The sequence below is a fragment of the Candidatus Pantoea formicae genome (assembly GCF_011752625.1).
Taxonomy (GTDB): Bacteria; Pseudomonadota; Gammaproteobacteria; order Enterobacterales; family Enterobacteriaceae; genus Pantoea; species Pantoea formicae.
This window is the reverse complement of record NZ_VWXD01000003.1, coordinates 549476-573074: the sequence shown is the minus strand read 5'-3', so window position 1 is coordinate 573074 and position 23599 is coordinate 549476. Positions and strand designations below refer to the sequence as shown.

The 23599-nt window shown below is 52.4% G+C and carries 23 protein-coding genes; 13 read left to right on the top strand and 10 right to left on the bottom strand.

The window, feature by feature from the left end; all coding sequences use genetic code 11:
• The first annotated feature begins 54 nt into the window (after positions 1-54).
• The gene (locus F3J38_RS11395; protein WP_167138415.1) at positions 55-222 is read left to right on the top strand and encodes a hypothetical protein; all 168 of its coding nucleotides are present in this window, start codon (positions 55-57) and stop codon (positions 220-222) included.
• Between the two features lie 42 nt (positions 223-264).
• Here the strand turns inward: F3J38_RS11395 and F3J38_RS11390 are convergent, their stop codons facing one another.
• The gene (locus tag F3J38_RS11390) at positions 265-543 is read right to left on the bottom strand and encodes a hypothetical protein (protein WP_167138413.1); all 279 of its coding nucleotides are present in this window, start codon (positions 541-543) and stop codon (positions 265-267) included.
• Positions 544-1059: 516 nt separating this feature from the next.
• Between F3J38_RS11390 and F3J38_RS11385 the strand changes: the two genes are divergently transcribed.
• Positions 1060-1707: a metallophosphoesterase gene (locus tag F3J38_RS11385; RefSeq protein ID WP_167138411.1), complete on the top strand. Its 648-nt coding sequence runs from the start codon at positions 1060-1062 to the stop codon at positions 1705-1707.
• A 3-nt stretch (positions 1708-1710) separates the two neighbouring features.
• Here F3J38_RS11385 and rsmF read toward each other — a convergent pair whose 3' ends face one another.
• From rsmF to yebS, 3 genes are all read right to left on the bottom strand, one after another.
• Positions 1711-3135, bottom strand: coding sequence for a 16S rRNA (cytosine(1407)-C(5))-methyltransferase RsmF (gene rsmF, locus F3J38_RS11380; RefSeq protein ID WP_167138409.1), 1425 nt, complete (start codon positions 3133-3135; stop codon positions 1711-1713).
• Between the two features lie 75 nt (positions 3136-3210).
• Complete coding sequence (locus F3J38_RS11375) at positions 3211-5844, bottom strand: PqiB family protein (RefSeq protein WP_167138407.1); 2634 nt, start codon at positions 5842-5844, stop codon at positions 3211-3213.
• Entirely contained in the window at positions 5813-7057 is a 1245-nt protein-coding gene (gene yebS, locus F3J38_RS11370) for a membrane integrity lipid transport subunit YebS (protein ID WP_167138405.1), read from the bottom strand. Before yebS ends, F3J38_RS11375 begins: the two co-directional genes overlap by 32 nt.
• Positions 7058-7274: 217 nt before the next feature.
• On the opposite strand from yebS, the gene msrC reads away from it, so the two are divergent.
• From msrC to htpX, 4 genes are all read left to right on the top strand, one after another.
• Positions 7275-7775 carry a free L-methionine (R)-S-oxide reductase MsrC gene (gene msrC / locus F3J38_RS11365; protein ID WP_167138403.1) on the top strand — a complete coding sequence of 167 codons (501 nt, stop codon included), beginning with the start codon at positions 7275-7277 and terminating at the stop codon, positions 7773-7775.
• 96 nt (positions 7776-7871) lie between these two features.
• A complete protein-coding gene (gene proQ / locus F3J38_RS11360; protein WP_167138401.1) occupies positions 7872-8549 on the top strand; it encodes an RNA chaperone ProQ in 678 nt (225 codons plus the stop codon).
• Positions 8550-8568: 19 nt separating this feature from the next.
• The gene (gene prc, locus F3J38_RS11355; protein WP_167138399.1) at positions 8569-10608 is read left to right on the top strand and encodes a carboxy terminal-processing peptidase; all 2040 of its coding nucleotides are present in this window, start codon (positions 8569-8571) and stop codon (positions 10606-10608) included.
• A gap of 219 nt (positions 10609-10827) precedes the next feature.
• Positions 10828-11709 carry a protease HtpX gene (htpX, locus tag F3J38_RS11350; RefSeq protein WP_167138397.1) on the top strand — a complete coding sequence of 294 codons (882 nt, stop codon included), beginning with the start codon at positions 10828-10830 and terminating at the stop codon, positions 11707-11709.
• A gap of 44 nt (positions 11710-11753) precedes the next feature.
• Here htpX and F3J38_RS11345 read toward each other — a convergent pair whose 3' ends face one another.
• Positions 11754-13136 carry an MFS transporter gene (locus F3J38_RS11345; RefSeq protein WP_167138395.1) on the bottom strand — a complete coding sequence of 461 codons (1383 nt, stop codon included), beginning with the start codon at positions 13134-13136 and terminating at the stop codon, positions 11754-11756.
• A gap of 192 nt (positions 13137-13328) precedes the next feature.
• On the opposite strand from F3J38_RS11345, the gene kdgR reads away from it, so the two are divergent.
• Positions 13329-14120 carry a DNA-binding transcriptional regulator KdgR gene (gene kdgR / locus F3J38_RS11340; RefSeq protein WP_167138392.1) on the top strand — a complete coding sequence of 264 codons (792 nt, stop codon included), beginning with the start codon at positions 13329-13331 and terminating at the stop codon, positions 14118-14120.
• A 37-nt stretch (positions 14121-14157) separates the two neighbouring features.
• Here the strand turns inward: kdgR and F3J38_RS11335 are convergent, their stop codons facing one another.
• Positions 14158-14394 (bottom strand): YobH family protein, encoded by a 237-nt coding sequence (locus F3J38_RS11335; RefSeq protein WP_167138390.1) that lies wholly within the window; start codon positions 14392-14394, stop codon positions 14158-14160.
• A 218-nt stretch (positions 14395-14612) separates the two neighbouring features.
• Between F3J38_RS11335 and F3J38_RS11330 the strand changes: the two genes are divergently transcribed.
• From F3J38_RS11330 to rlmA, 5 genes are all read left to right on the top strand, one after another.
• Positions 14613-14891 carry a YebO family protein gene (locus F3J38_RS11330; protein WP_167138388.1) on the top strand — a complete coding sequence of 93 codons (279 nt, stop codon included), beginning with the start codon at positions 14613-14615 and terminating at the stop codon, positions 14889-14891.
• An 18-nt stretch (positions 14892-14909) separates the two neighbouring features.
• Positions 14910-15914 (top strand): MBL fold metallo-hydrolase, encoded by a 1005-nt coding sequence (locus F3J38_RS11325; protein WP_167138386.1) that lies wholly within the window; start codon positions 14910-14912, stop codon positions 15912-15914.
• A 531-nt stretch (positions 15915-16445) separates the two neighbouring features.
• Positions 16446-16520 carry a DUF2627 domain-containing protein gene (locus F3J38_RS11320; RefSeq protein ID WP_128599124.1) on the top strand — a complete coding sequence of 25 codons (75 nt, stop codon included), beginning with the start codon at positions 16446-16448 and terminating at the stop codon, positions 16518-16520.
• Between the two features lie 83 nt (positions 16521-16603).
• The gene (gene cspE, locus F3J38_RS11315; RefSeq protein WP_034828712.1) at positions 16604-16813 is read left to right on the top strand and encodes a transcription antiterminator/RNA stability regulator CspE; all 210 of its coding nucleotides are present in this window, start codon (positions 16604-16606) and stop codon (positions 16811-16813) included.
• 138 nt (positions 16814-16951) lie between these two features.
• Positions 16952-17758, top strand: coding sequence for a 23S rRNA (guanine(745)-N(1))-methyltransferase (gene rlmA / locus F3J38_RS11310; RefSeq protein ID WP_167138384.1), 807 nt, complete (start codon positions 16952-16954; stop codon positions 17756-17758).
• Here rlmA and F3J38_RS11305 read toward each other — a convergent pair.
• The 4 genes from F3J38_RS11305 to manX all read right to left on the bottom strand — a co-directional run bounded on the left by F3J38_RS11305 (position 17755) and on the right by manX (position 20988).
• Positions 17755-18213, bottom strand: a complete 459-nt coding sequence (locus tag F3J38_RS11305) for a DUF986 family protein (RefSeq protein ID WP_167138382.1) — start codon at positions 18211-18213, stop codon at positions 17755-17757. The genes rlmA and F3J38_RS11305 overlap by 4 nt on opposite strands.
• Positions 18214-18304: 91 nt before the next feature.
• Positions 18305-19150 carry a PTS mannose transporter subunit IID gene (locus F3J38_RS11300; RefSeq protein WP_167138380.1) on the bottom strand — a complete coding sequence of 282 codons (846 nt, stop codon included), beginning with the start codon at positions 19148-19150 and terminating at the stop codon, positions 18305-18307.
• 14 nt (positions 19151-19164) lie between these two features.
• A complete protein-coding gene (locus F3J38_RS11295; protein WP_167138378.1) occupies positions 19165-19965 on the bottom strand; it encodes a PTS mannose/fructose/sorbose transporter subunit IIC in 801 nt (266 codons plus the stop codon).
• A gap of 57 nt (positions 19966-20022) precedes the next feature.
• Positions 20023-20988, bottom strand: a complete 966-nt coding sequence (gene manX / locus F3J38_RS11290) for a PTS mannose transporter subunit IIAB (RefSeq protein ID WP_167138376.1) — start codon at positions 20986-20988, stop codon at positions 20023-20025.
• 511 nt (positions 20989-21499) lie between these two features.
• Between manX and F3J38_RS11285 the strand changes: the two genes are divergently transcribed.
• Entirely contained in the window at positions 21500-23065 is a 1566-nt protein-coding gene (locus F3J38_RS11285; protein ID WP_167138374.1) for a TerC family protein, read from the top strand.
• The last annotated feature ends 534 nt before the right edge of the window (positions 23066-23599 follow it).

Below are 23599 nucleotides of genomic sequence, written 5' to 3'. Positions count from 1 at the left end.
GAAAAATGGTATAAGAATGCGCATCGTTTTATTGCCGGTAAATAAGGATTCTTCATGGCAAATGCGCAATATCTTCTCTGGGTAATGATTGGCACCTTAACGCTGCTGTGTATCTTCATTGGTGTGGTAGTGGGTCGGGCGAAAACCCCGCGCGTGGGATTCGCCACCTTTGCTGGGCTATGGGTACTTTTCCTGCTGGCTATCTTCTTGCTCTCGCGGTAAACCGCGATCTTTGCCACACGGGTTGTGTGGCAAATCAACAGCCTAGGATGCCGGATGCAGTACAGCACGATGCTGAGCGATCAGCTGATCCGCCAGGTAACCATCCTCTTCATGCTGTGAGATGTAGTATTCATAAGGATCGCGCACGCCGAGGCTTTCGATATAATCCAGGTGAGCTTGTTTAACCTCACGATTAATATATTGCACAACCTCCAAGCCCAACCCGTCGGCATAAACAGGCGCTTTGCTTTTAATCTCCCTAATAAGATCCGCGTTATTAGTCATAAAAACTTCAAGGTCAATCTTGTAATAGTCTTTCATTCACTTGCTCCTTTAAAAATCACTTCACTTCTAGTTTAGTCAAGCAAAAGGCGAGCAAGTGACTGAGGGTGCGGGAGCAGAGGAGTAGCACAGATTTGAACTTCAACTGTAAGGAAAGTGTAAATAACACGAATGATAATGATATTTAATATCATTTATCTTGTTCGGAATTGTCTTACTTGGTAAGGTCGTTGCCGTCCCGCACAGAGCTAACGCCTTCAATGAGCGCCGGAGATAAGCGCCGGACGGGACTTTCATCAGGGCTGTAAGGATGCAGCCCTGATGAAAATCTTCCTGCCATCTTACTTATCGAAGCAAACCGCCGCTACCCAACAAACAGCAAATGCACCAAGCGCGCAAGCGATTCCAGTAGCAGTAGGCTGCCAAGGAATATAAAGACTAACACCCCTATAAATTGTTTACGGCTGCTCACGCTGTTCCCTCCCTTGGCTTCACCTCACCGGACTATACTTTATGCCGGGTTTACTAAACTTCCAGTCAACCGGGAAAGATTACATGTTTTACCAAACGCTGAGTGCCAAAACGTGGCGTAACATTTGGGTCGTCGGTGACCTACACGGTTGCCGCGCACAACTGGATTCGCAACTCATCCTGCATGATTTCGATAAAGAGCATGATTTATTGCTGTCAGTGGGGGACCTTATCGACCGTGGGCCAGACAGCCCCGGTTGTTTGCAGTTGCTTCAGGAGCCGTGGTTCCGTTGTGTTCGAGGCAACCACGAGCAGATGGCGCTCTCGGCGCTTGAGGGGCAAGACCCCATGCTATGGATGATGAATGGCGGTGATTGGTTCTGGCAGCTGAAGGGTGCAGAGCTCATTGCGGCACGCCATGCGCTAAAGCGCTGCGCGGATTTACCGTTGATCCTACACATTGAACTCGCGGATCGGGTGGTGGTGATTGCCCATGCCGATTATCCGGCCAGCCATTATGAACTGGGTCAGGATGTCGACTGGCATCAGGTAGTATGGAGTCGAGATCGCCTTGGTCGCCATCATCGCGGCACATCAGCCAGTATAGAGGGTGCCAGCGATTTCTATTTTGGTCACACGCCGCTGGAACAGCCATTGAACGTCGCGAACCAGCACTATATCGATACCGGTGCAGTATTCGGTAATCGCTTAACGCTGGTTCGGCTTCAGTAAAGATTAACGGAACAGACGTCCATCGCGCACCAGTTCGCGGGGATAGCTGTTTTTAATGCGGTTGCTGACCTTCTTCGCCAACCCCAGCGGCTGTTGCTGGTAGGTAACGATGATTTCATCGCGTGTTGGTAGCGTCTCAGGACGAATATCCTGACCGCGATACCAACTTTCCGCTTCGGTTTCGGTAAGTTCGAAATCTAACGCGCTGCCAGGCTGGGTGAGCGCTACTACCGCTTCATGTTGCCAGCGATAGCCTTTTGGGAAGGTCTCAGCCAGCTTCAGTCCAATGCGTGAGAAACGCACTCTGCCAAGCCAGCTCTCCAGCGCGGCAGGGAACAGCCACAACTCTTTATCTCGCTCCCACAGCTTGTGATTATCATCCCACTGTATACCGACTTTGGCTGCGGCTTGCTGCACTTCGGCTGAAAGCTTGCGGCTAACAGGCGAGAAGGGCAGTTTACCCACTTTATACGTCGGTGCTGGCAAGGCCGGGATGCTGGCCGTTTTGCGCAGGCGAGCAACGAAGAAGCCTTCACTGTCGAAGATTTGCGGGAAGACGTGCAGAAAGCCTTCTGGGGTCAATGCTTGTTCAGCACCGACAAACAAGCCATCCAATGGCAGAATTTCCACTGCATCCGGGTAGCGTTGCTGTAACCAGGCAATCACTTGCTGATTCTCAATCTGATTCAGCGTACAGGTGGAGTAGATCAAGGTGCCGCCAGGTTGTAATGCATGGAAAGCACTTTCGATCAGGTCCCGTTGGGTTGCAGCGATATCTTCCGTACTCTCTAGCGTCCAGTTGCGCAGTGCATCGGCGTCTTTTCTCACCACTCCCTCGCCAGAGCAAGGGGCATCCAGCAGAATGGCATCAAACTGTTCTGGCAAAGCAGCGCCAAACACGCGGCCATCAAAGTGGGTCAGCGCGACGTTACTCACCCCACATCGGCTGATATTGGCATGCAGCACTTTTACACGACTTGCCGAATACTCATTGGCGAGAATCGCGCCTTCATTTTGCATCAGCGCAGCCATTTGCGTGGTTTTGGAGCCGGGGGCGGCTGCCACATCCATGACCTGACGTGCGCCTGGTGCCGCGTCAAACAGCGCCGTGACGGGCAGCATTGAGCTGGCTTCCTGAATGTAGAACAAACCGCTGAGATGCTCCGCCACGCTGCCCAGTGGCAACGATTCATCGTCACGCTCAATCCAGAATCCCTCAGCACACCAAGGAACCGGCGTCAAACGCCAACCGTAATGCGCCGTGCGTGCCAGAAATGCCTCAACACTGATTTTAAGGGTGTTCACGCGCAGGCTGCGTCGTAGCGGTTGCTGGCTGATGGCCAAAAAGCGTTGTAGTTCGTCCTCATCAGCGAGGCTGGCGCGCATCAGCGCAAGGAAGTCTTCAGGAAAGCGTTCGGACACGGGCATCTACCGGGGTAACAAATCGAGCGCGAAGTGTAACACGTGCAAGTAAAACGGGCAGCCCGTAGGCTGCCCGATTGGTTAATTAGGGTCCGGAATGGCTGTTCCCCAACTACGCCACTCTTTCGGCGCTTCATCCTGCAACAGGAAGTGCTTGTCTGCGCCTGCCTGCGGTGCCAGTGGCACAGTTGGAGGCGTGGCGAACTGGATGCCACCACGAATGAACTGCTGGAATGTGCCGGTTTTCACCACGCCGCCTATCAGGCCAAAGTCGAGGTTGTATCCAGACGCCAGCCAGAACACCGAGTTGTTACGCACCAGATGCTGGTATTTCTTGCTGATGCGCAGCGCTATTTGCACGCGGTCGGCCATGTTACCCAGTGATGTGCCGGTGACGGTGCCGACTTCTACACCACGGAACAGCACCGGTGTTCCCAGCGACAGCGAACCGGCTTCGGTGGCATCCACGTAGATATTGAGGCCATTAAGGTAACGCGAATCGGTAATGGTGCTTTCCTGCAACTCGAAGGTACGTGCCTGCGCGCCTTTACCGGGATCCACGTTAAGGTAAGGCTGCAACAGCGTCTCCAGATGGTTGACACCCGCTGGCGAGATTTCTGGTGCGACCACCGAGAAACGGCTGCCGACGCGCGCGAAATCTTGCACATACTCTGGATAAAGTACGGCTTTCGCCACCACCTGATTATTGTCCTTACTCAACGCCAGCGACTCAACTTGACCGACATTGATGCCGAGATAGCGGATGGGCATGCCCGCCGCCAGTTTACTGGCATCGAAGGTGTGCAGCGTGATCTGGCTACCCACCGCACGGGCAGCGGTCTCTGAAGCGTAAAGCACGCGTTTCACGCCTTTCGCCGCCTGCGCGCCGGTCAGGTTATCGAAGCTGATGGCGCCTTTGAGTGCGCGGTTAAGCGGAGAAGCTTGCACCGTCAGGCCGCTGCCATTCAACTGCACTTTTGCGCCGCCCTCTGCCCAGAATACGCTTTCGCTGGTGAGTAACTTGCGATATTGCGGCTCAATATGGACGGAAATCTCAAACGCATCAGCACGCGGCACTACATCCACAACCTCACCGACCTGGAACTTGCGATACAGCACCACGGAACCTGCCTGTACGTCTGGCAAGCTGCTGGCCGTAAGTTTTAAAGTCGTCGCTGGCTGATCGCCAATAATACCTTCCTGCGCCCGTTCAGCATCGGCATAGAGAGGATAGCGCGTGGAAGGGTTACCTTTGGCACCCGGCACCAGACGAATGCCGCCATCCACCCATTCCCGCGCGCTGGCACCCAGCACCTGCATGCCATCAAGGCCGAACTTCACGTCTAAACGGCTGTTGACGATGAATTTGCTGTCAGCGTGCACCAGATGGCGATATTCCGGGTTGATCGCCACGGCGAAACTGATGCCGTTTTCATCCAACTGACGCGAAATAATCTGGCCGATCTTCATGCCATACAACATGACTGGCTGGCCCGCATCGATGCCATAAGTTTCAGGTGCGCTGAGCTGTACGGTGAGCACATCCGGTTTCTGCAGCAGGGATTCACTCGCCGGTAACACGGTGAAGTGATCCTGTGCGGGCCCTTCACCAGGAACCAGTTCAAAAGTGTTGCCGGTCAGTAGGCTGCTGAGATTGGTGTCAGTCAGGCTCAACTTAGGCGCACGCATTTCAATTCGCGTACCGCTGCGCATTAAACCGGTGACGGAAGGATCGACCGTCAACTCGCCCGTGACTTTACCGCCCGGTAGCAGATTGAGTTTGGTTAAGGTACCGACCTCAAGGCCTTGATACATCAGTGGGGTGCTATCGGCTTTGAGGTTATCTCCGCTGGGCAAATCCAGGCTGATTTGCACCCCGCGCTGGCTGCGCGCGAGGTCAGGATAAAGCTGATAGTTTTCATCACTATTGGCCTGCTGACCCTCATCCGGGGAGTCAAAGGCAATGGCGCCATTGACCAAGGCCGCAAGGCTCTCCAGTTTCACTTTGGCACCGCTCAGGCTGATATCGGCATCCACGCCGGAGACGTTCCAGAAACGACTCTGCTTTTTCACCAGGTTGACGAAGCGACGTTCGATCAGCACATCGACGGTCACGCCATCGGTGTTGCCGTTAATGCTGTAGTCATAGACTCGACCCACCGGAATTTTACGATAATAGACCAGCGAACCGGTATTGAGTGAACCCAGATCAGGTGAGTGGAGGTGGATCAGCAGTTCGCCGGTGTTGACGCGGTATTTGGGCTGGGTATCCAGCGCGGTGAAATGCTCACGCGGGTTCCCGCCTCCCGGCATCATACCGATATAGTTACCGCCAACCAACGCATCCAGCCCAGAAACCCCCGCCAGTGAGGCCTTTGGCGTGACCAGCCAGAACTGAGTGTTATCTTTCAGCGCATCACGCATGTCGCTCTTGATGCTGGCCTTGATCTGGATGCTGTGATAGTCATCGCTCAATACGATGCCCTGCACAGTCCCCACTTCTACGCCCTGATAGCGAATTGGCGTTCGGCCCGGCACGATGCCGTCCGCCGTCTGGAAGTTAATGGTAATAGTGGTACCGCGCTCCTGATAATTGGTCCATAACAGCCAGCCAGCAATCAGCAGGGCGATAATGGGCAATAACCAGAACGGCGAAATCTTGCGTTTGTTACGCAGATTTGCGCTAGTCGGTGTAGTCGGCGTTTCCTGTTGCATGTGCATCCCAGATCAGGCGGCTATCAAGCCACTCAACAGCCATAATGGTCAGGATGACTGCTGCGCCAAAATAGAACGCGGCAGGTCCCATGGTAAAAGCTAATAGCTGATCGCGGTTAACCAGTGACATGGTAAGCGCAATCACGAACAGGTCCAGCATCGACCAGCGTCCCACCCATGTGATGGCACGTAGCAGGCGGATGCGTGTTTTCAAGCCCTGTTCACACTTGAAATGGATGCTGATGAGCAACGTCAGCATCACTAAAACCTTGGTAAAGGGCACCAGAATACTTGCGATAAAGACCACCGCTGCCACAGGCACATTGCCGGAGGCGAGGCCAAGAATTCCAGAGAAGATGGTGTCTTCACGGCGTGCGCCATTGACATAGACCACTGAAATCGGCAACAGGTTGGCGGGAATCAGCAACACAATAGAGGCGATCAGGGCGGCCCAAGATTTCTGCAAGCTGTGGCGACGGCGAAAATCCAGTGGCGTATGGCAACGCGTGCAGCGCCCGCGTTCATCCGCCACCCCGGTATGATGGCAATTCAGACACACCTGCCATTCTTCAGGGGAAGACGTCGGCACTGCTTGCGGATAGTAGTGTTCCCACAGTTGTTCAACATTGAGATGGATAAGGGTCAACAAACTCAATACCGTGAGCACGATGTAGGCGACCAAGCCGTAGCCCACTTCCAGCGCGGCGTAATCCTGCACCTTTATAGACGCCACCGCCACACCGACCAGATAGATATCCAGCATCACCCACTCTTTCAGCTTATCCAGCATCAGCAGGACAGGGCGCAAATTCATGCCCAGCGCATGGCCAATCCATAGATAGCAGATGCCCGCCACCAAGGTTACCGGTGCACCGATAGTGCAGAACGCGACCATGGACGCTGTAAGCGTATTGCCTTGCTGTGCCATCTGAATCACGCCTTCGAGCAGGCTGGCATTAATGCGCATACCCAGCAGGCGAATATCCACCAACGGGAGACTGAAGGCGAAAGGCATTAACACCATCATGGTCACGGCCATCACGGTCAGTCGTGTCATTGACCAGTCGCGGCCGCTTTGAATTTGTGCATGACAGCGCGGGCAATGCGCTGCCTGATGCGATTTAACATCCGGTAAGGAAAAAAGGGTATCGCATTGCGGACAACGCTGATAACGTGCGTGGGGCAACGTCTGGCTGATAGCGTGAATTTTCATAGGTGACGCAAGTGGCCCATCGTTCGTTACGGTTACCGGCAAGCTGAGCAGAGCAATCTGCCTGCAACATTCTGTGGTCCGAGAAAATTCTTAACCACCGACTGCTAAGGGTATAGTAACTAACACAATGATTCACCTTATGGGGTTGGATTATTAGTGCTTATTTTAACAACTGAGTGACAACAGGGTCACGACAGTGACGAGTTATGGTTAAACAATGAACAAAAAAGACTTTTACGAGGATTTGAATCGTGATGTTCGCGCACTATTAGCGGGCGAAACCTCTTTCCTTGCGGCGCTGGGCAATTGCAGTGCGCTGCTGTTTGAACGTCTGGAAGGTGTAAACTGGGCAGGATTCTATTTGCTGACCGAACCCAACACGCTGGTGTTGGGCCCGTTCCAGGGCAAAATCGCCTGTGTGCGTATTCCGGTAGGCAAAGGGGTATGTGGCACAGCGATTGCAGAGGATAAAGTTCAGCTCGTTGAAGATGTGCATGCGTTCCCAGGCCATATCGCTTGTGACGCGGCCAGCAACGCGGAAATCGTGATTCCTCTGAAAGTAAATGGCACCTTAGTGGGTGTCTTGGACATTGATAGTACGGTTTTTTCTCGCTTCGATAGTGAGGACGAAACGGGGCTGGTGGCCCTTACCGACGGGCTTTGTGAAGTGCTGGCGGGCAGCGACATCGAAAAATTTCTTCAGATGACGCGTAGCTAATCGACTGGATCACATAGCATTTGGCGATGTTGTCATTATAATGTCGCCTGTTCATGCCTGCTCTGGTCGGCAAACCCGTAGTAATCAGGAAATTTCATGGAAAATCAACCTAAGTTGAATAGCAGTAAAGAAGTTATCGCCTTTTTGGCGGAACGTTTTCCGCAATGCTTTAGCGCCGAAGGCGAAGCGCGTCCGCTCAAAGTCGGTATCTTCCAGGATCTGGTCGAGCGCGTTCAGGGTGAAAACAGCCTGAGCAAGACGCAACTGCGTTCGGCCTTGCGTCTTTATACCTCTAGCTGGCGTTACCTTTACGGCATTAAAGCCGGTGCAAATCGTGTCGATCTTGATGGCAATGCCTGTGGCGTGCTGGATGAGCAACACGTAGAGCACGCGCGCAAGCAATTAGAAGAAGCTAAAGCGCGCGTTCAGGCACAACGTGATCAGCAGAGAGCGAAGAAGCGTGAAGCCGGTGAAGAAACCGCTGAACGTCGCCCGCGTAAACCTGCACCGCGTAAAGCCGCTGAAGGCGAAGCCCCGCGTAAGCCGCGTCCCCAGGCTCCGCGTCCAGCTGCTGAACGTAATGCTGCACCGCGCCAGCCGCAAGCGAAACCTGTCACTGACACCTCAACTTTGCAACTCGGCCAGAACATCAAAGTTAAAGCAGGGAAAAGTGCAATGGACGCCACCATTCTTGAAATCACCAAGGATGGCGTTCGGGTGCAACTCGCTTCCGGCATGGCAATGATTGTGCGCGCAGAACACTTGCAGTTCTGAAACGGAGGCTGACCTCGGCATGAACAACATTTTAAAGATCGGTATGATCGCGGGCCTGCTGTTAGCAGGCCCCACCTTTGGCGCAGATAACATTACCCGCGCCGACCAGATTCCGCAGTTACATGAAGATCCACAGCATCCTACCGTCAGTGAGCGCGTGACCTCGCGTTTCACCCGCTCGCATTATCGTCAGTTCGATTTGAATCAGGATTTTTCCGCGAAAATTTTCGATCGCTACCTGAATCTGCTCGACTACAACCATAATGTGTTGCTGGCCTCGGACGTTGCACAATTCGCCGATAAGAAAACCACTCTTGGCGATGAATTCCGCAGCGGCAAGCTGGATGTATTTTACGATCTCTACAATCTGGCGCAGAAACGCCGTTTTGAGCGCTATCAATACGCGCTGAGCGTGCTGAACCGCCCAATGAATTTCACCGGCAATGACACCATTGACATTGACCGTTCAAAATCGCCATGGCCAAAAAGTACCGATGAGTTAAATGCGCTGTGGGATGCCAAAGTTAAATATGATGAGCTGAGCCTGAAACTGGCTGGCAAAGATGACAAAGAGATTCGTGAAACGCTGACCAAGCGTTACAACTTTGCTATCCGCCGCCTGGCACAGAGCAACAGCGAAGACGTGTTCCAGCTGGCAATGACTGCCTTCGCGCACGAAATCGACCCGCACACTAACTACCTGTCGCCACGCAATACCGAACAGTTCAATACCGAGATGAGCCTGTCACTTGAAGGTATTGGTGCGGTGCTGCAGATGGACGATGATTACACGGTCATCAACTCTATGGTTGCCGGTGGTCCGGCAGCGAAGAGCAAATCCATCAGCGTGGGCGATCGCATCGTCGGTGTTGCCCAGCCAGGCAAGCCAATGGAAGATGTGATTGGCTGGCGTCTGGATGACGTGGTTTCCAAAATCAAGGGACCGAAAGGTAGTAAAGTACGCCTTGAGATTTTGCCGGCGGGTAAGGGGACCAAAACCCGTATCGTGACGCTGACGCGCGAGAAGATCCGTCTGGAAGACCGTGCGGTTAAAGGCACAGTGCACAACGTCGGTAAAGAAAAGGTCGGCGTGCTGGATATTCCAGGCTTCTACGTGGGCCTGACTGACGATGTTAAAGTGCAGTTGCAAAAACTGCAGAAGCAAAACGTCGACAGTATCGTGATTGATCTGCGTACCAACGGTGGCGGCGCATTGACCGAAGCGGTATCCCTCTCTGGCCTGTTTATCCCAAGTGGTCCGGTCGTGCAGGTGCGTGACAACAATGGTCGCGTGCGTCAGGACAGTGATAACGATGGTATCGTTTATTACAAAGGCCCACTGGTGGTATTGGTCGATCGTTTCAGTGCATCAGCCTCTGAAATTTTTGCTGCTGCCATGCAGGATTATGGCCGCGCACTGATTGTCGGTGAGCCAACCTTTGGTAAAGGTACGGTGCAGCAGTATCGTTCACTGAATCGTATTTACGATCAGATGCTGCGTCCAGAGTGGCCTGCATTGGGGTCGGTACAGTACACGATTCAAAAGTTCTACCGCATTAACGGTGGCAGTACTCAGCGTAAAGGCGTAACGCCTGACCTGCTGATGCCGACGGGTGTGGAAGCGGCTGAAACGGGCGAGAAGTTTGAAGACAACGCCTTGCCATGGGATAGCGTGAACGCGGCGACTTACACCAAAACCGGTGATATTGCAGCCCTGGTACCGCAACTGACCAAAGAGCACGCGGATCGCATCGCGAAAGATCGTGAGTTCCAGTACATCATGAAAGATATTGCGCGCTTCGATGCGATGAAAGACAAACGCAATATCGTGTCACTCAATCTCGCCCAGCGTGAGAAAGAGAATCACGAAGATGATGCACTGCGTCTGGAGCGTATCAACGCACGCTATCAGGCTGAAGGCAAAGCACCGCTGAAGAGCCTCGACGATCTTCCGAAAGACTATAAAGAGCCAGACCCGTATCTGGACGAAACCGTGAAAATTGCCAATGACATGGCGCAGCTGGAGAAATCTCAACCAGCCGCAGCAGAGGCAAAGTAATCGCCTACTGATTGAAAAGCACCGCTTCGGCGGTGCTTTTTTTTGCGAGAGAATCAGTGTTCACGGTGACTAATGAGTGAATTTGCTGACGGCATTACCAAATGTAAAGTTATGTCTTTTTAGACACTTAAAGATTAAGGTTGCTTGAAATGCTGCGGAATGGACATAGGATGTATATCCGCGCATAAGCGCGAGCACAACTGAGGAAGATTAACGTTTATGATGCGTATTGCGCTTTTCCTGGTCACCAACCTGGCGGTGATGTTGGTATTCGGACTGATTCTGAGTCTGACAGGAATCCAGTCAAGCAGTGTTCAGGGTCTGATGATTATGGCAGGTCTGTTTGGCTTTGGCGGTGCGTTTGTTTCACTGCTGATGTCCAAGTGGATGGCGTTGCGCTCCGTTGGCGGTGAAGTGATAGAACAACCCCGCAACGAGACAGAACGCTGGCTGATGGATACCGTCAGCCGCCAGGCTCAACAGTCCGGCGTTGCGATGCCGCAGGTCGCGATTTACCACGCGCCAGATATTAACGCTTTTGCCACTGGTGCACGTCGTGATGCTTCGCTAGTGGCGGTCTCGACCGGTTTGCTGCAAAACATGAGCCGCGATGAAGCGGAAGCGGTACTGGCTCACGAGATGGCCCACATCGCCAACGGTGACATGATCACCATGACGCTGATTCAGGGTGTGGTGAACACCTTCGTCATCTTCATTTCGCGTATTATCGCGCAGGTGGCCTCGGGCTTCTTGTCTGGTAACCGTGATGGTGAAGAGAGCAGTAACGGTAACCCGCTGGTGTACTTTGCGGTCGCCACCGTGCTTGAACTGGTGTTCGGTATTCTTGCCAGTATCATCACCATGTGGTTCTCACGTCACCGTGAATTCCACGCTGACGCAGGATCAGCCAAACTGGTTGGCCGCGAGAAGATGATTGCTGCACTACAGCGTTTGAAAACCAGTTATGAGCCGCAGGAGCCGAGCAGCATGATGGCATTCTGCATCAACGGTAAGAGCAAATCACTGAGCGAGCTATTTATGTCGCATCCACCGCTCGATAAGCGTATTGAAGCGCTGCGTAACGGTGATTATCTGAAGTAATCGCATAATGAATTAACAAGGGCGCCTGATGGCGCCCTTGTTGTTTACGCGTCGCTGACGGCGCGTGATTGGGTCATGCGCGCCATACTGACCACTGCGGCAACGGTGGCAAAACTGCCGGCGAGGACCAGTGAAGCGTGGGTGCCGCTGTCATTAAACAGGTTGAACATCAGTGCCACCAAGGCTGCACCACTGCTCTGTCCTACCAGGCGCGCTGTTCCCAGCATGCCACTGGCGCCGCCACTGCGATTACGCGGGGCGGAAGAAATAATGGTGTGATTGTTGGGCGACTGGAACAGACCGAAACCGGCACCACACAGCATCATGCGCCAGATAATATCCAGATCGGTAGGATGGGTTGGCAGCAGCGCCAGCAGGAACAAACCTGCGGCAAACATCGCCAGCCCCATTCCACCCAGTAAACCCGCGTGGAACTTCTCAATTAAACGACCGGCAATCGGCGCCAGCACCATGGTAGCCAGTGGCCATGGCGTGAGCAGTAAGCCCGTTGCCACTTCATCCCGGCCGAGTACGTTTTGTAAGAAGAACGGTAGCGAAACCATCGCCAACATTTGTGCGCAGAAAGAGCAAATAGAGGTGCACAGTGAGAGCGAAAAGATTGGGATACGTAAAAGGTCGACGGGTAACAGCGGCACAGGCATCGACAATTGGCGACGAACAAATACTACGCCTACCAGCACTAACGCCACGATTTCGCCCAGAATCAACCAGCCATCCTGACCTTGCGAAAAGCCGCTCAACGCGGAAATCAGCAAGCCGAAGAACAGTGCATTCATGACGGCGCTCGGCACGTCGAACTTCTGTTGCTTTGATTTCTGGGTGTTATCTGGCAGGAAGCGCAGTGCCAGCCATAGCGCCACGATACCGAGCGGAATGTTAATTAAAAATAGCCACTTCCAACTGGCGATGGAGAGAATCGCGGCGGCGACAGTGGGGCCAGCAGCACTGGAGACGGCAACGATCAGCGAGTTGATCGCCATTCCCCGGCCCAGGAAGCGTTGAGGATAGATAATGCGGATCAATGCAGTGTTAACGCTCATCAGGGCCGCACCACCAAATCCTTGCAGGATGCGCGCCACGGTCAACATATTCAGTGAAGAGGAGAGGGCGCAAAACAGCGATGTGGCAATAAACAGTCCTAGCCCAACCTGGTAAACACGGCGGTAGCCCAGCATATCTCCGATAAAAGAGAGTGAGAGCAGCGAGATAACAATCGCAATCTGGTAGGCGTTGACAATCCAGATGGATTCAGCGGGACTGGCATTGAGTTCACGTGCAATGGTCGGCAGGGCTACGTTGGCAATAGCGCCATCCAGCACCGCCATCATGATACCTAATGCAATAGTAATAATGGCGCCATAACGCTGCGGAACAGGCAAACCATCCTGAGAAGGTGTAGGGGACATAAAAGGAATAAGTGAAGTAAGTGAATATCATCATGCTAATCAATTTTGTGCTGGAAAGCACCGAATTCATTGACAAAAAATTACGTAGGAATGTGTACCGGGCACCAGCCGTTGCTGCCGCTGGGCTGAAACGCATATACTGACGCTTCTGTTCCGTTTTTTTTGAAACACCGTCAAAAAAGGATATGCGCTATGGCGAGCAGTGATAACGATAAACAGCCAGATTCCGTTTCTTCGGTAATGAAAGTGTTTGGCATTTTGCAGGCGCTGGGCGAAGAGCGCGATCACGGTATTACTGAGCTGTCACAACGTGTGATGATGTCCAAAAGCACGGTGTATCGCTTTCTACAAACCATGAAGTCGCTGGGTTATGTGGCGCAGGAAGGGGAAAGCGAAAAATATTCACTGACCCTAAAGCTTTTTGAATTGGGTGCTAAAGCACTGCAAAACGTCGACCTCATCCGCAGTGCGGACGTAGAGATGCGTGAACTATCGCGACTGACCAAAGAGACCATCCATCTGGGGGCTTTGGAAGAAGATAGCATCGTCTACATTCATAAAATTGATTCACTCTACAATCTGCGTATGTACTCGCGTATTGGCCGCCGTAATCCGCTGCACACTACCGCGATTGGTAAAGTGCTGCTGGCGTGGCGCGATCGCAGCGAAGCGCAAGAGATTCTGAGTGAAGTCGAATTCCGCCGTAGCACCGCCAACACCATTGTGACCGCAGAGGCACTACTTGATGTCCTGCTTCAGGTGAAAGAGCAGGGGTATGGTGAGGACAACGAGGAGCAGGAAGAGGGCTTGCGCTGTATCGCAGTGCCGGTGTTTGACCGCTTTGGCGTCGTGATTGCTGGGCTAAGTATCTCCTTTCCCACCATCCGTTTTTCCGAAGAGGCGAAAAACGAATATGTCGCGATGCTGCATCGTGCTGCGCGGAACATTTCCGACCAGATGGGCTACCACCACTATCCTTTCTGATACAGCATAACGGGCTGTTGCCAGCCCGTTATAACCATCAATTGTCTACCACTTCGCCACTTTTCTTGAGAATTGGACAATCGGTTACGCCGACGATGCCGCTGTCAGTGTGCAAGTATTGTGCAGTGATCATGCCGCGAGCGGTGAGGTAGCTACACTGCAAACCCAGTCCCGCTGCATTCTTGTTGCTGCCTGTCAACACACCATAGCCCGTAAAAAGCATGGCCAACCAGACTACCGCTACCACCATTATTGCTCGAATGAATAGTTTCATTTTTTCTCCTTGTGATACATAACGCAGCTATCCTGAAGTCGCTGCCATTTCTATAGTAGCAGCATGCCGCGTCCAGCTGATTAAATCGATCAGAGATAACTGAAAGCCACGAGGATGCGGGATAATCTGCTTTCCACTGGCAACCATTATCTTTTCCGCACACAACGAGTAGAATCAGCGGCGGTGTAAGTGTTTTATGTTTGACTATAGAGGCAGTTATGAACGAGTTAGCCGCAAATACCAGTCCGCTGTTCAATTATGGCGTTCTGGCCATCATCATTGTTGTGGCCTTTATTGCATGGTTCTTCGTCAACCGTGCCAGCGTGCGAGCCAGTGAACAAATTCAGTTGCTGGAAGCGCTGTTAGAAGAGCAGAAAAAACAAAATGCGCTGTTGCGCCGCTTGGCGGATGCACAACAGCCAGCCACAGCACAGCAGCAGGAAGAAGAGGATGACGCAGATCAGCGCGATTTCATCCGGATGATTCCCGAACGTTAAGTTAAATAGGACGCAGTAATGGCCTGGCAAAATCCCTGGTATGACGCATCACTGGCTCATCATACGCCAGAAGGCTTCCGCAACCCGGAAGAGGAGTTGCGGAAGCCAGGGGATTTGCAGCGCTGGCGGCGCGAGCGCAAGGCGGCGAATTTGCCGCGGCCACCACAAGCCGGGTACCCGGCTTTCATTGAAAGCTGGTGTCAAAGCGCAGATTTAAGCGGCAATGACGATCGCGTTTGGTGGTTGGGTCATGCTGCGATCCTGCTGCGTCTTAATCAACGCTACATACTTATTGATCCCGTGCTCTCTTCGCGAGCTTCTCCGTTGCCGTTTGCAGGGCCTGAACGCAAAACACCCGCGCCGCTCAGCGTCACACAGTTACCTCATCTCGATTTTGTGCTGATTTCGCACAACCATTATGATCATCTCGATCGCCCCACGGTAAAACGCATCGCCCGTCGTTTTCCTGCTGCGCAGTTCATTGTGCCGCTGGGGATGGGCGGATGGTGTCGCAAGCGCGGTGTCCGCCATGTCACTGAGTTGGACTGGTGGCAATCTGTCGACGTATCAGGATTAACCTTTACGGCCGTACCTGCCAGACACTGGAGCATGCGCACCTTTTGGGATCGGAATCGCTCACTCTGGTGCGGATGGGTCGTGCGCAATATGACACTGAATTTTTGGTTTTCGGGTGACAGCGGCTACAGCGATAACTTACTGGAGATCGCTAACCGTTTGGGGCCATTTAACCTTGCAGCATTACCTATTGGCGCTTACGCACCAAAATGGTTCATGCAGGGGCAACATATGGACCCGGACCAGGCCGTGCATCTCTGGCAATCTATTGGTCGCCCACTCACTTTGCCGATACATTGGGGGGTGTTTGAGTTGGCTGATGATCCGTTGGATGAACCTCCCGCCGCATTAGAGATAGCACGGCAGGCGGCGGGAGAGTCCAGTCAGGGCTTTATTCCCTGGAGAATAGGGGAGAGCCGTAGCTTGTTGAATATCGACTCAGATTAGTCCTAACACTGTTTGGTTAAATCAAGTCTTCGGGTGCAGTTTTTTAACATTTAATTGTTGGGTAAATAGTTAAAAATAAGATAACCGCCAAAATGCAGTGCATATATTTGGGGCAAGCATCGAATTAGTTTCCTGATTTTGGTGCAAAATAATTGATGACTTGTACCTAATAATTGGATCTGTACAAGTTTTGCACAGTGCACGATTGTTGCATTAAATGTAATTTTTTGGAGGGAATATTTTATCTGTGCCATATTAGTGCAATATTTTCTGCGTAACCTAATCTGCTTTATTTGGTATGGTTTTTGTTATCCCGCTGCGCTTGACACAGCGGTCTGATGGCGCTAACTATACTGACTAATAAACGTTTTCGTTTATTGAACCCCACGCTTGTCAATCTTGTATCGGCAAAAACATGTGAGGTTACGGGCAATAATGTGCGTCGCGTCTATCGCTGTTTAAAAATGGCTTGCCATTAATTTGCGGATATGTGATAACAAATCGTGGGTCAAACGAGGTACAGTTCTGTTTATGTATGGCATCTTCAGTAAAGAAGTTACGAGTAAAGACGTTGACGTTGAATTCCGCTTCCTTGCCGAACCTTAAATTAGTGCCTCATTCAGTAATGTCTCTGGTTTCTCTGTAAGACTGCCCTCGGGCAATATAAACACTCTAAGGAATTTGCAAAAATGGCAAAGATTAAAGGTCAGGTTAAGTGGTTCAACGAGTCTAAAGGTTTTGGTTTCATCACTCCTGCTGACGGCAGCAAAGATGTGTTCGTACACTTCTCTGCAATCCAGGGTAATGGCTTCAAAACTCTGGCTGAAGGCCAGGCTGTTGAGTTTGAAATTCAGGACGGCCAGAAAGGCCCAGCAGCAGTAAACGTTACTGCTATCTGATTTCGCTCTCAGACTCGGTGCCATGCACCGCTGACACGAATCGTAAAGCCCTGGTCTATGACCGGGGCTTTTCTTTATCCTTTCTGTTGCCAGATGATCAGGGTAAACTGCGCGCGAATCGCTAACCCGGAGTTATCTATGTCTTTGATTTGCCCCCTTTGCCATCAGCCTTTACAGCAGCAGGCGAGCAGTTTTCGCTGTGATGCAGGTCATCAGTTCGATCAGGCGAAAGAAGGGTACGTCAACCTGTTGCCCGTCCAGTACAAAGGTTCTCGTGAACCGGGTGACAGCGCTGAAATGTTGCTGGCTCGCCGCGTGTTTCTCGATGCAGGGCACTATCAGCCGCTGCGTGATGCTGTCGCCAAGGTGTTGACGGAACGTTTGTCCGGCCAAACTGCGCAGGTATTGGATATCGGCTGCGGTGAGGGGTACTACACCGCGAAGATGGCAGAAGTACTGCCACAGGCTCAGCTATTTGGGCTTGATGTGGCGAAGGCGGCCATCCGTATGGCAGCTAAGCGCTATCGTGCGGTGAAGTTCTGTGTTGCTTCAAGCCAGCGCTTACCCTTTGCTGATGCGTCTTTGGACGGCATTGTGCGTATCTATGCACCCTGTAATGAAGCGGAACTCAGCCGGGTCGTTAAAGTGGGCGGCTATTTACTCACCGTAACACCAGGGCCGCATCACCTGCAGCAATTTAAAGCGCGCATTTATCGCGAAGTACAACTGCATGCGGCTGAAGAGAAAGCCTATGAAGGATTTACTCAAGTCGAACAACAAAACCTTCGTTATGAGATGACGTTGAAAGGCGCTGAAGCCGTGAGTCTGTTGCAGATGACGCCGTTTGCCTGGCGTGCGCGTGAAGAGATGTGGCAAGAATTGGCGGCAGCCGATACCTTTAGCTGCGACGCCGATTTTGTCCTGACGCTGTGGCAGCGTGCTTAACGCGCTTCCACCAGGGTGTTATAAATCCGCTCCAAATCGTCAAGCTGTTTCACTGCAATCAGCAGACGACGCTGTTCCAGTTGCATCACCAAAATGCCATCTTCGGAAAGGTTCATGCTCTGAATACGGCGATAGTCGATCCATACGCTGCCAAAAAACAGCCCATCATTTTTCATCAGTAGTTTGGGTGTGCGTAGCCAGAACAACCAGATAGCCATAAAACACAGCACCATCAGCAGGGTGGTGCTCAGCTGTGGCCCATGGTTGCTGACGTTGTTCCACAGCAAAATCAGCAACAGTACAATAAAAATGCCACTGTCGATTTTGTGACGACGGCGCAGCGCCACACGAAGTTTGGTGGGGCCATGGCGTCGCGGCATGATGACATCATCGTAGAGTGCGAACAGGGCGAAGGCGATGATGAGCAGCGCAATCAGAGCGTCAGTCAGTGACATGAAATTTTCTTCCTCAAACGAATTTACCTCAACGTTGGCGCTCAGGTAATCCCGCTAAAACCGCCGGGAGCCAAAGCCCCCGGCGAGCGTATTACAGACCGAGTAGACCGATCCAGTAACCGAAGATACCCAAGACGAAGAAGCCGACGATAATCCACAGGGCATTGACCTTGCGGCGAAGCAACCACATACAACCAAAGGTCAGCAGCAGTGGGATTAAGCCCGGCATCAGCTGATCGAGAATTGACTGCACGGTTGTCACAGTGGTTTTGCCGGTGTGATCGGTAATGCGCGACACCACCAGCGGCACGTTTACGTGTGTCCACTTGTTGACCAAGGCCCCCATAACAAACAGGCCGAGAATCGACGCCCCCTCCGTGAGTTTCTGTAGGAAGCCGCCGCCCATGTCGCTCACGATATCCACACCTTTGCGATAACCATAGGCTACGCCGTAGTAACGCGTCAGCATACGCACGGCGTTAAACAGGATGAAGAACAGCAGTGGACCCAACAGGCTGCCGCTCATCGCGATACCTGCACCCAGCGCTGCAAACACTGGACGTACCGTACCCCAGAAGATCGGGTCACCTACGCCAGCCAGCGGTCCCATCAGACCGACTTTGATGCCGTTGATGGCCGCATCGTCAATGGCGGCGCCGTTAGCACGTTGCTCTTCCATCGCCATGGTCACACCAAGAACCGGCGCGGCCACGTAAGGGTGGGTGTTAAAGAACTCCAGGTGACGTTTAATCGCCTGTTTGCGGTCGTCATTATTCTCAGGATAAAGGCGACGAATCACCGGCACCATTGAGAAACAGAAGCCCAGCGCCTGCATACGTTCAAAGTTCCATGAACCCTGAAACAGGTTAGAGCGGATGAACACACCGCGAACGTCGCTCGGGGTGAGTTTCTTTGGAGCGTTAGTTGTATCTACCATGATTTCACCTGTTCCTAGTCGAGTTCGTTGTCGAGGTCATTGTGTGCAGGGCCAGCAGCCGCAGCACCCGCAGTGCGGTTATATTTTGGTGCCAGCTGGATGTACAGCACAGCCATAACCACACCAATCACACCCAGTGCGACCAGGTTGAAGCTGGTGAACGCAGCGGTAACGAAGCCGAGATAGAAGAACGGCATCAGGTAACCTGCGCGCATCATGTTGATGACCATCGCATAACCCACAACCACGATCATACCGCCGGCAATGTTCAGACCGTTGGTGACCACTTCAGGAATGGAGTTCAGCAGTTCCTGTACTACGCTGGTGCCCACTGAGATCGCCACGATTAAAGCTGGGATTGCGATACGCATTGCCTGCAACACCAAAGCCGACACGTGAATCCAACTGATGGCGCTCAGGTTGCCCTTCTCGGCGGCCTTATCGGCTGCGTGCTGGAAGGCCACGGTGATGGTACGCACGATGATGGTCAGAACCTGACCGGCCGCAGCCAGTGGAATTGCCAGTGCGATACCCGCACCGACGCTTTGCCCACCGGCGATAACCAAAATGGTTGAGATGATAGAGGCTAGCGCCGCATCGGGCGCGACAGCCGCACCGATGTTCATCCAGCCCAAGGCGATCATTTCCAGCGTACCACCGATGATAATACCGGTTTTCATGTCACCCAGAACGGCACCAATCAAGGTACAAGCGACCAAGGGACGGTGGAACTGGAACTCATCAAGAATCGAACCCATCCCGGCAATACAAGCCACAATAAATATCAGGATGATTTGTAGCGTGGTTATTTCCATTGCTTTTCTCCTCAGCAAGGTCTCAAGTATTCGCCCGCCAGTGCAGGCAAAAGCGAACTACTGATTGACCTTCGCAATCAGGTCCATCATTTTTAATCTCGGGTCATTTGAAACTTTACGCACTTCCAGTTCGATACCGCGTTCGTTCAGTTTGCGGAACGCGGCGATATCTTTCTGATCGACAGAAACCGCGTTGTTGACCTGGGTTTTGCCCTGTTTGAATGCCATGCCACCAATGTTGACGGATTTGATGTCGACGCCTTGCTCAACGATGCGTTCAACATCGGTTGGGTTGGTGAAGAGCAGCATCACACGATCGCGACCGTATTTTGGGTTGTTCCATACGCGTATCATCTTATCGATATCCACAACGTGTGCGGTGACACCCGGTGGGGCCACCTGCGTCAGCAGTGTTTTACGCACGGTGTCGCTGGCTACCTCATCGCTCACCACAATAATGCGGGTCACATTGGTCTCTTTGGTCCAGCGGGTCGCCACCTGACCATGGATCAGGCGATCATCGATACGGGCAAGCCCGATCTTCATGTGCTCGCCGGGTGCCAGAGGTTTTTGTGGTTGGGCTGGAGCTTTCGCCGCAACGGGTGCTGCGGCTGCTGGGGCAGGGGTTTCGGTCTTGAGGGCCTTAACCCCTTCACGACCGGCTTCCACGGCTATGTGAATCAATTCCTCAAAGGATGGGTTATCATCACGCCCCATCAGGGTTTCAACCAGCATCGGAATATTGACACCGGCAATGACATCATAATTCGGCTTGTCCACCACAATGCGACTGGCTGCATTGAACGGGCTACCACCCCAGGTATCGACCAGGAATAGCACGCCTTTTGATGTATCGAGTTCTGCCAGTCGCGCCTGATATTTTTCAATTAGCGTTTCTGCATTTTCGCCGGGTACGAAATCAATCCATCCGACATTTTCCTGCTCACCCAACAACATTTCTGCTGTTTTAAGCAGCTGTTCTGCCGCCCAGCCATGTGTACCAATTACAATAGCAATGGTCACTTGCTACCTCCGTTCGCATGAGAGATTCACTGGCATTGCCGGGAATCATTGAGAATTACCGTTGTTGTTTCAGGTGGATCGTTTTGGTCTAAGATAAAGAAACGCATCAATAAATAATCCGAAACTGTCCGCTGCACAGCGGTAAGGTCGCGATTTATTTTAGTGTGCGAAAAAATAATTTATGTGATGTTTGTCAGCTATTTCGAGCGTAACGCTGCAAAATTGCATTTATGTTCGTTATTCCTGCGTTTGTGCAGTTGTTTGTAAATGTAATAAAATTTTTTGACGCCGTTGATGTAACTGATACATTAGCGTTCTGTTTAATATTTAGGAGTAACGGGCTTCAGCTCACCTTTATGGACCGTCACCGACGTCGCTCAACATGTTCACCGCGCTCTCTGGCGCACACTTCAACGCTCTTCAGCGTGACCTCATTTGCTAACGATCTCTCGTCTCGCCTTCTGGCGCAGGCTCAGTTGCGTTCGCCCATTCGTGTTGTTAGGAGTCATTGATGGAAATTCTCTTCGACCCCTCAATTTGGGCGGGTTTACTGACGCTAATCGTGCTGGAGATCGTGCTCGGCATTGATAACCTGGTGTTTATCGCCATCCTTGCAGACAAGTTGCCGCCAAAACAGCGTGATAAAGCCCGACTGATCGGTCTATCGCTTGCTTTGGTCATGCGCCTTGGCCTGCTGTCGCTGATCTCCTGGATGGTTACGCTTACACGGCCCCTATTCAGCGTAGGCGATTTCAGCTTTTCCGGGCGAGATTTAATCTTGCTGTTTGGTGGTGTGTTCCTGTTGTTTAAGGCCACGATGGAACTGCATGAACGCCTGGAGAACCGTGGACTGGAGCAGCAGGGCAATAAAAGCTATGCCAGCTTCTGGGCGGTGGTGACGCAGATTGTGGTGCTTGATGCGGTGTTTTCACTCGATGCCGTGATCACTGCCGTTGGTATGGTGAACCACCTACCGGTGATGATGACCGCCGTCGTGATTGCCATGGGCGTGATGTTGTTGGCCTCTAAACCGCTGACCAACTTCGTTAACGCGCATCCTACTGTCGTGGTGTTGTGTTTAAGCTTCCTGCTGATGATCGGTTTGTCATTGGTGGCAGAAGGCTTTGGTTTCCATATTCCGAAAGGTTACTTGTACGCGGCGATTGGCTTCTCGATTCTTATCGAGTTGTTTAACCAGATTGCGCGTCGTAACTTTATCCGCCATCAGGCGCACCGTCCGATGCGTGAGCGCACCGCCGAAGCAATTCTGCGTTTGATGGGCGGTCGCCAGCGTCATCAGCCTGCGACCACTGAAGAAGCGGCTCTGACGGAAGCGATGCCGCAGGAAGCGTTTAAAGACGAAGAGCGTTACATGATCAATGGCGTGCTGACGCTTTCACAGCGCTCTATTCGCAGTATCATGACGCCACGTGGTGATATTTCATGGGTTGATGTCTCTCGTCCGCTGGATGAGATTCGTATCCAGTTGCTGGATACGCCGCACAGCTTGTTCCCGGTGTGTCGTGGTGAGTTGGATGAAATTATCGGTGTGGTGCGAGCAAAAGAACTGCTGGTTGCACTGGAACACGGTATGGATGTGGCGACCTTTGCTGCCAATACGCCCGCCATTGTGGTACCGGAAACGTTAGATCCCATCAACCTGTTGGGCGTATTGCGCCGAGCGAAGGGGAGTTTTGTGATCGTGACTAACGAGTTCGGTGTGGTGCAAGGTTTGATTACCCCACTGGACGTGCTGGAAGCGATTGCGGGTGAGTTCCCGGATGAAGATGAAACGCCGGATGTGATTGCTGATGGCGATGGCTGGTTAGTGAAAGGCGGGACCGACCTGCACTCACTGCAGCAGTTGCTGGATCATCATGAATTGGTTGACCGAGAAGAAGACCACGCCTCTCTGGCAGGCTTGCTGATTGCGCAAAAGGGCCAACTGCCATTGCCTGGCGAAGTGATTGATTTGCCTCCGCTGCATTTCCAAATCATCGAGGCAACGGACTACCGCATCGACCTGGTGCGTGTAACCAAAGATAAGCCACACGATGACGAAGAGCATGATGCTTAATCGTTAAGAAAAAAGGCCGTCGAAAGACGTAATGCTTGTCAGTTAAGATCCTGTTCGAATGAGGCCGCCATTTTCTAAAAATGGCGGCCTTTTCTTATGCGCATTTTGGTGCTGTGGCCTCTGACACAGTGCTCTTTGTGGAAGTAAAAGCGCTAAAGTCTTCACCATCGTGCCCTCTCCAGCAGCGTAAACAAATGCCAACAAGCAGGCTGGTGCCGCTCAGGGGCTGGCATTTCGCAGCGCTGAACGGAATGAGGAAGCCAGGAGAGCCAGCATGGATGCTGGCGAAAGGTGCAGCCGGGACAGGGAAAGTCCCGTCTGCGCCGGTCCGTCAGGCTGCCGAGTGAAGTGAAGGTACCGCGTCAGCGGCGCGAGGACAGCCAGCCCCTGAGCGGCATCAGACTGCGTTATCACCACATGCTTAACTGACAAGTATTACGTCGAAAGACGGCCTTTTTGTTATTTAATATTGTGAGAAGAAAACGTTGAACAATAAAGATGAGTCAGGGATGGTGCTGTCCAGCCAGTAAAGGG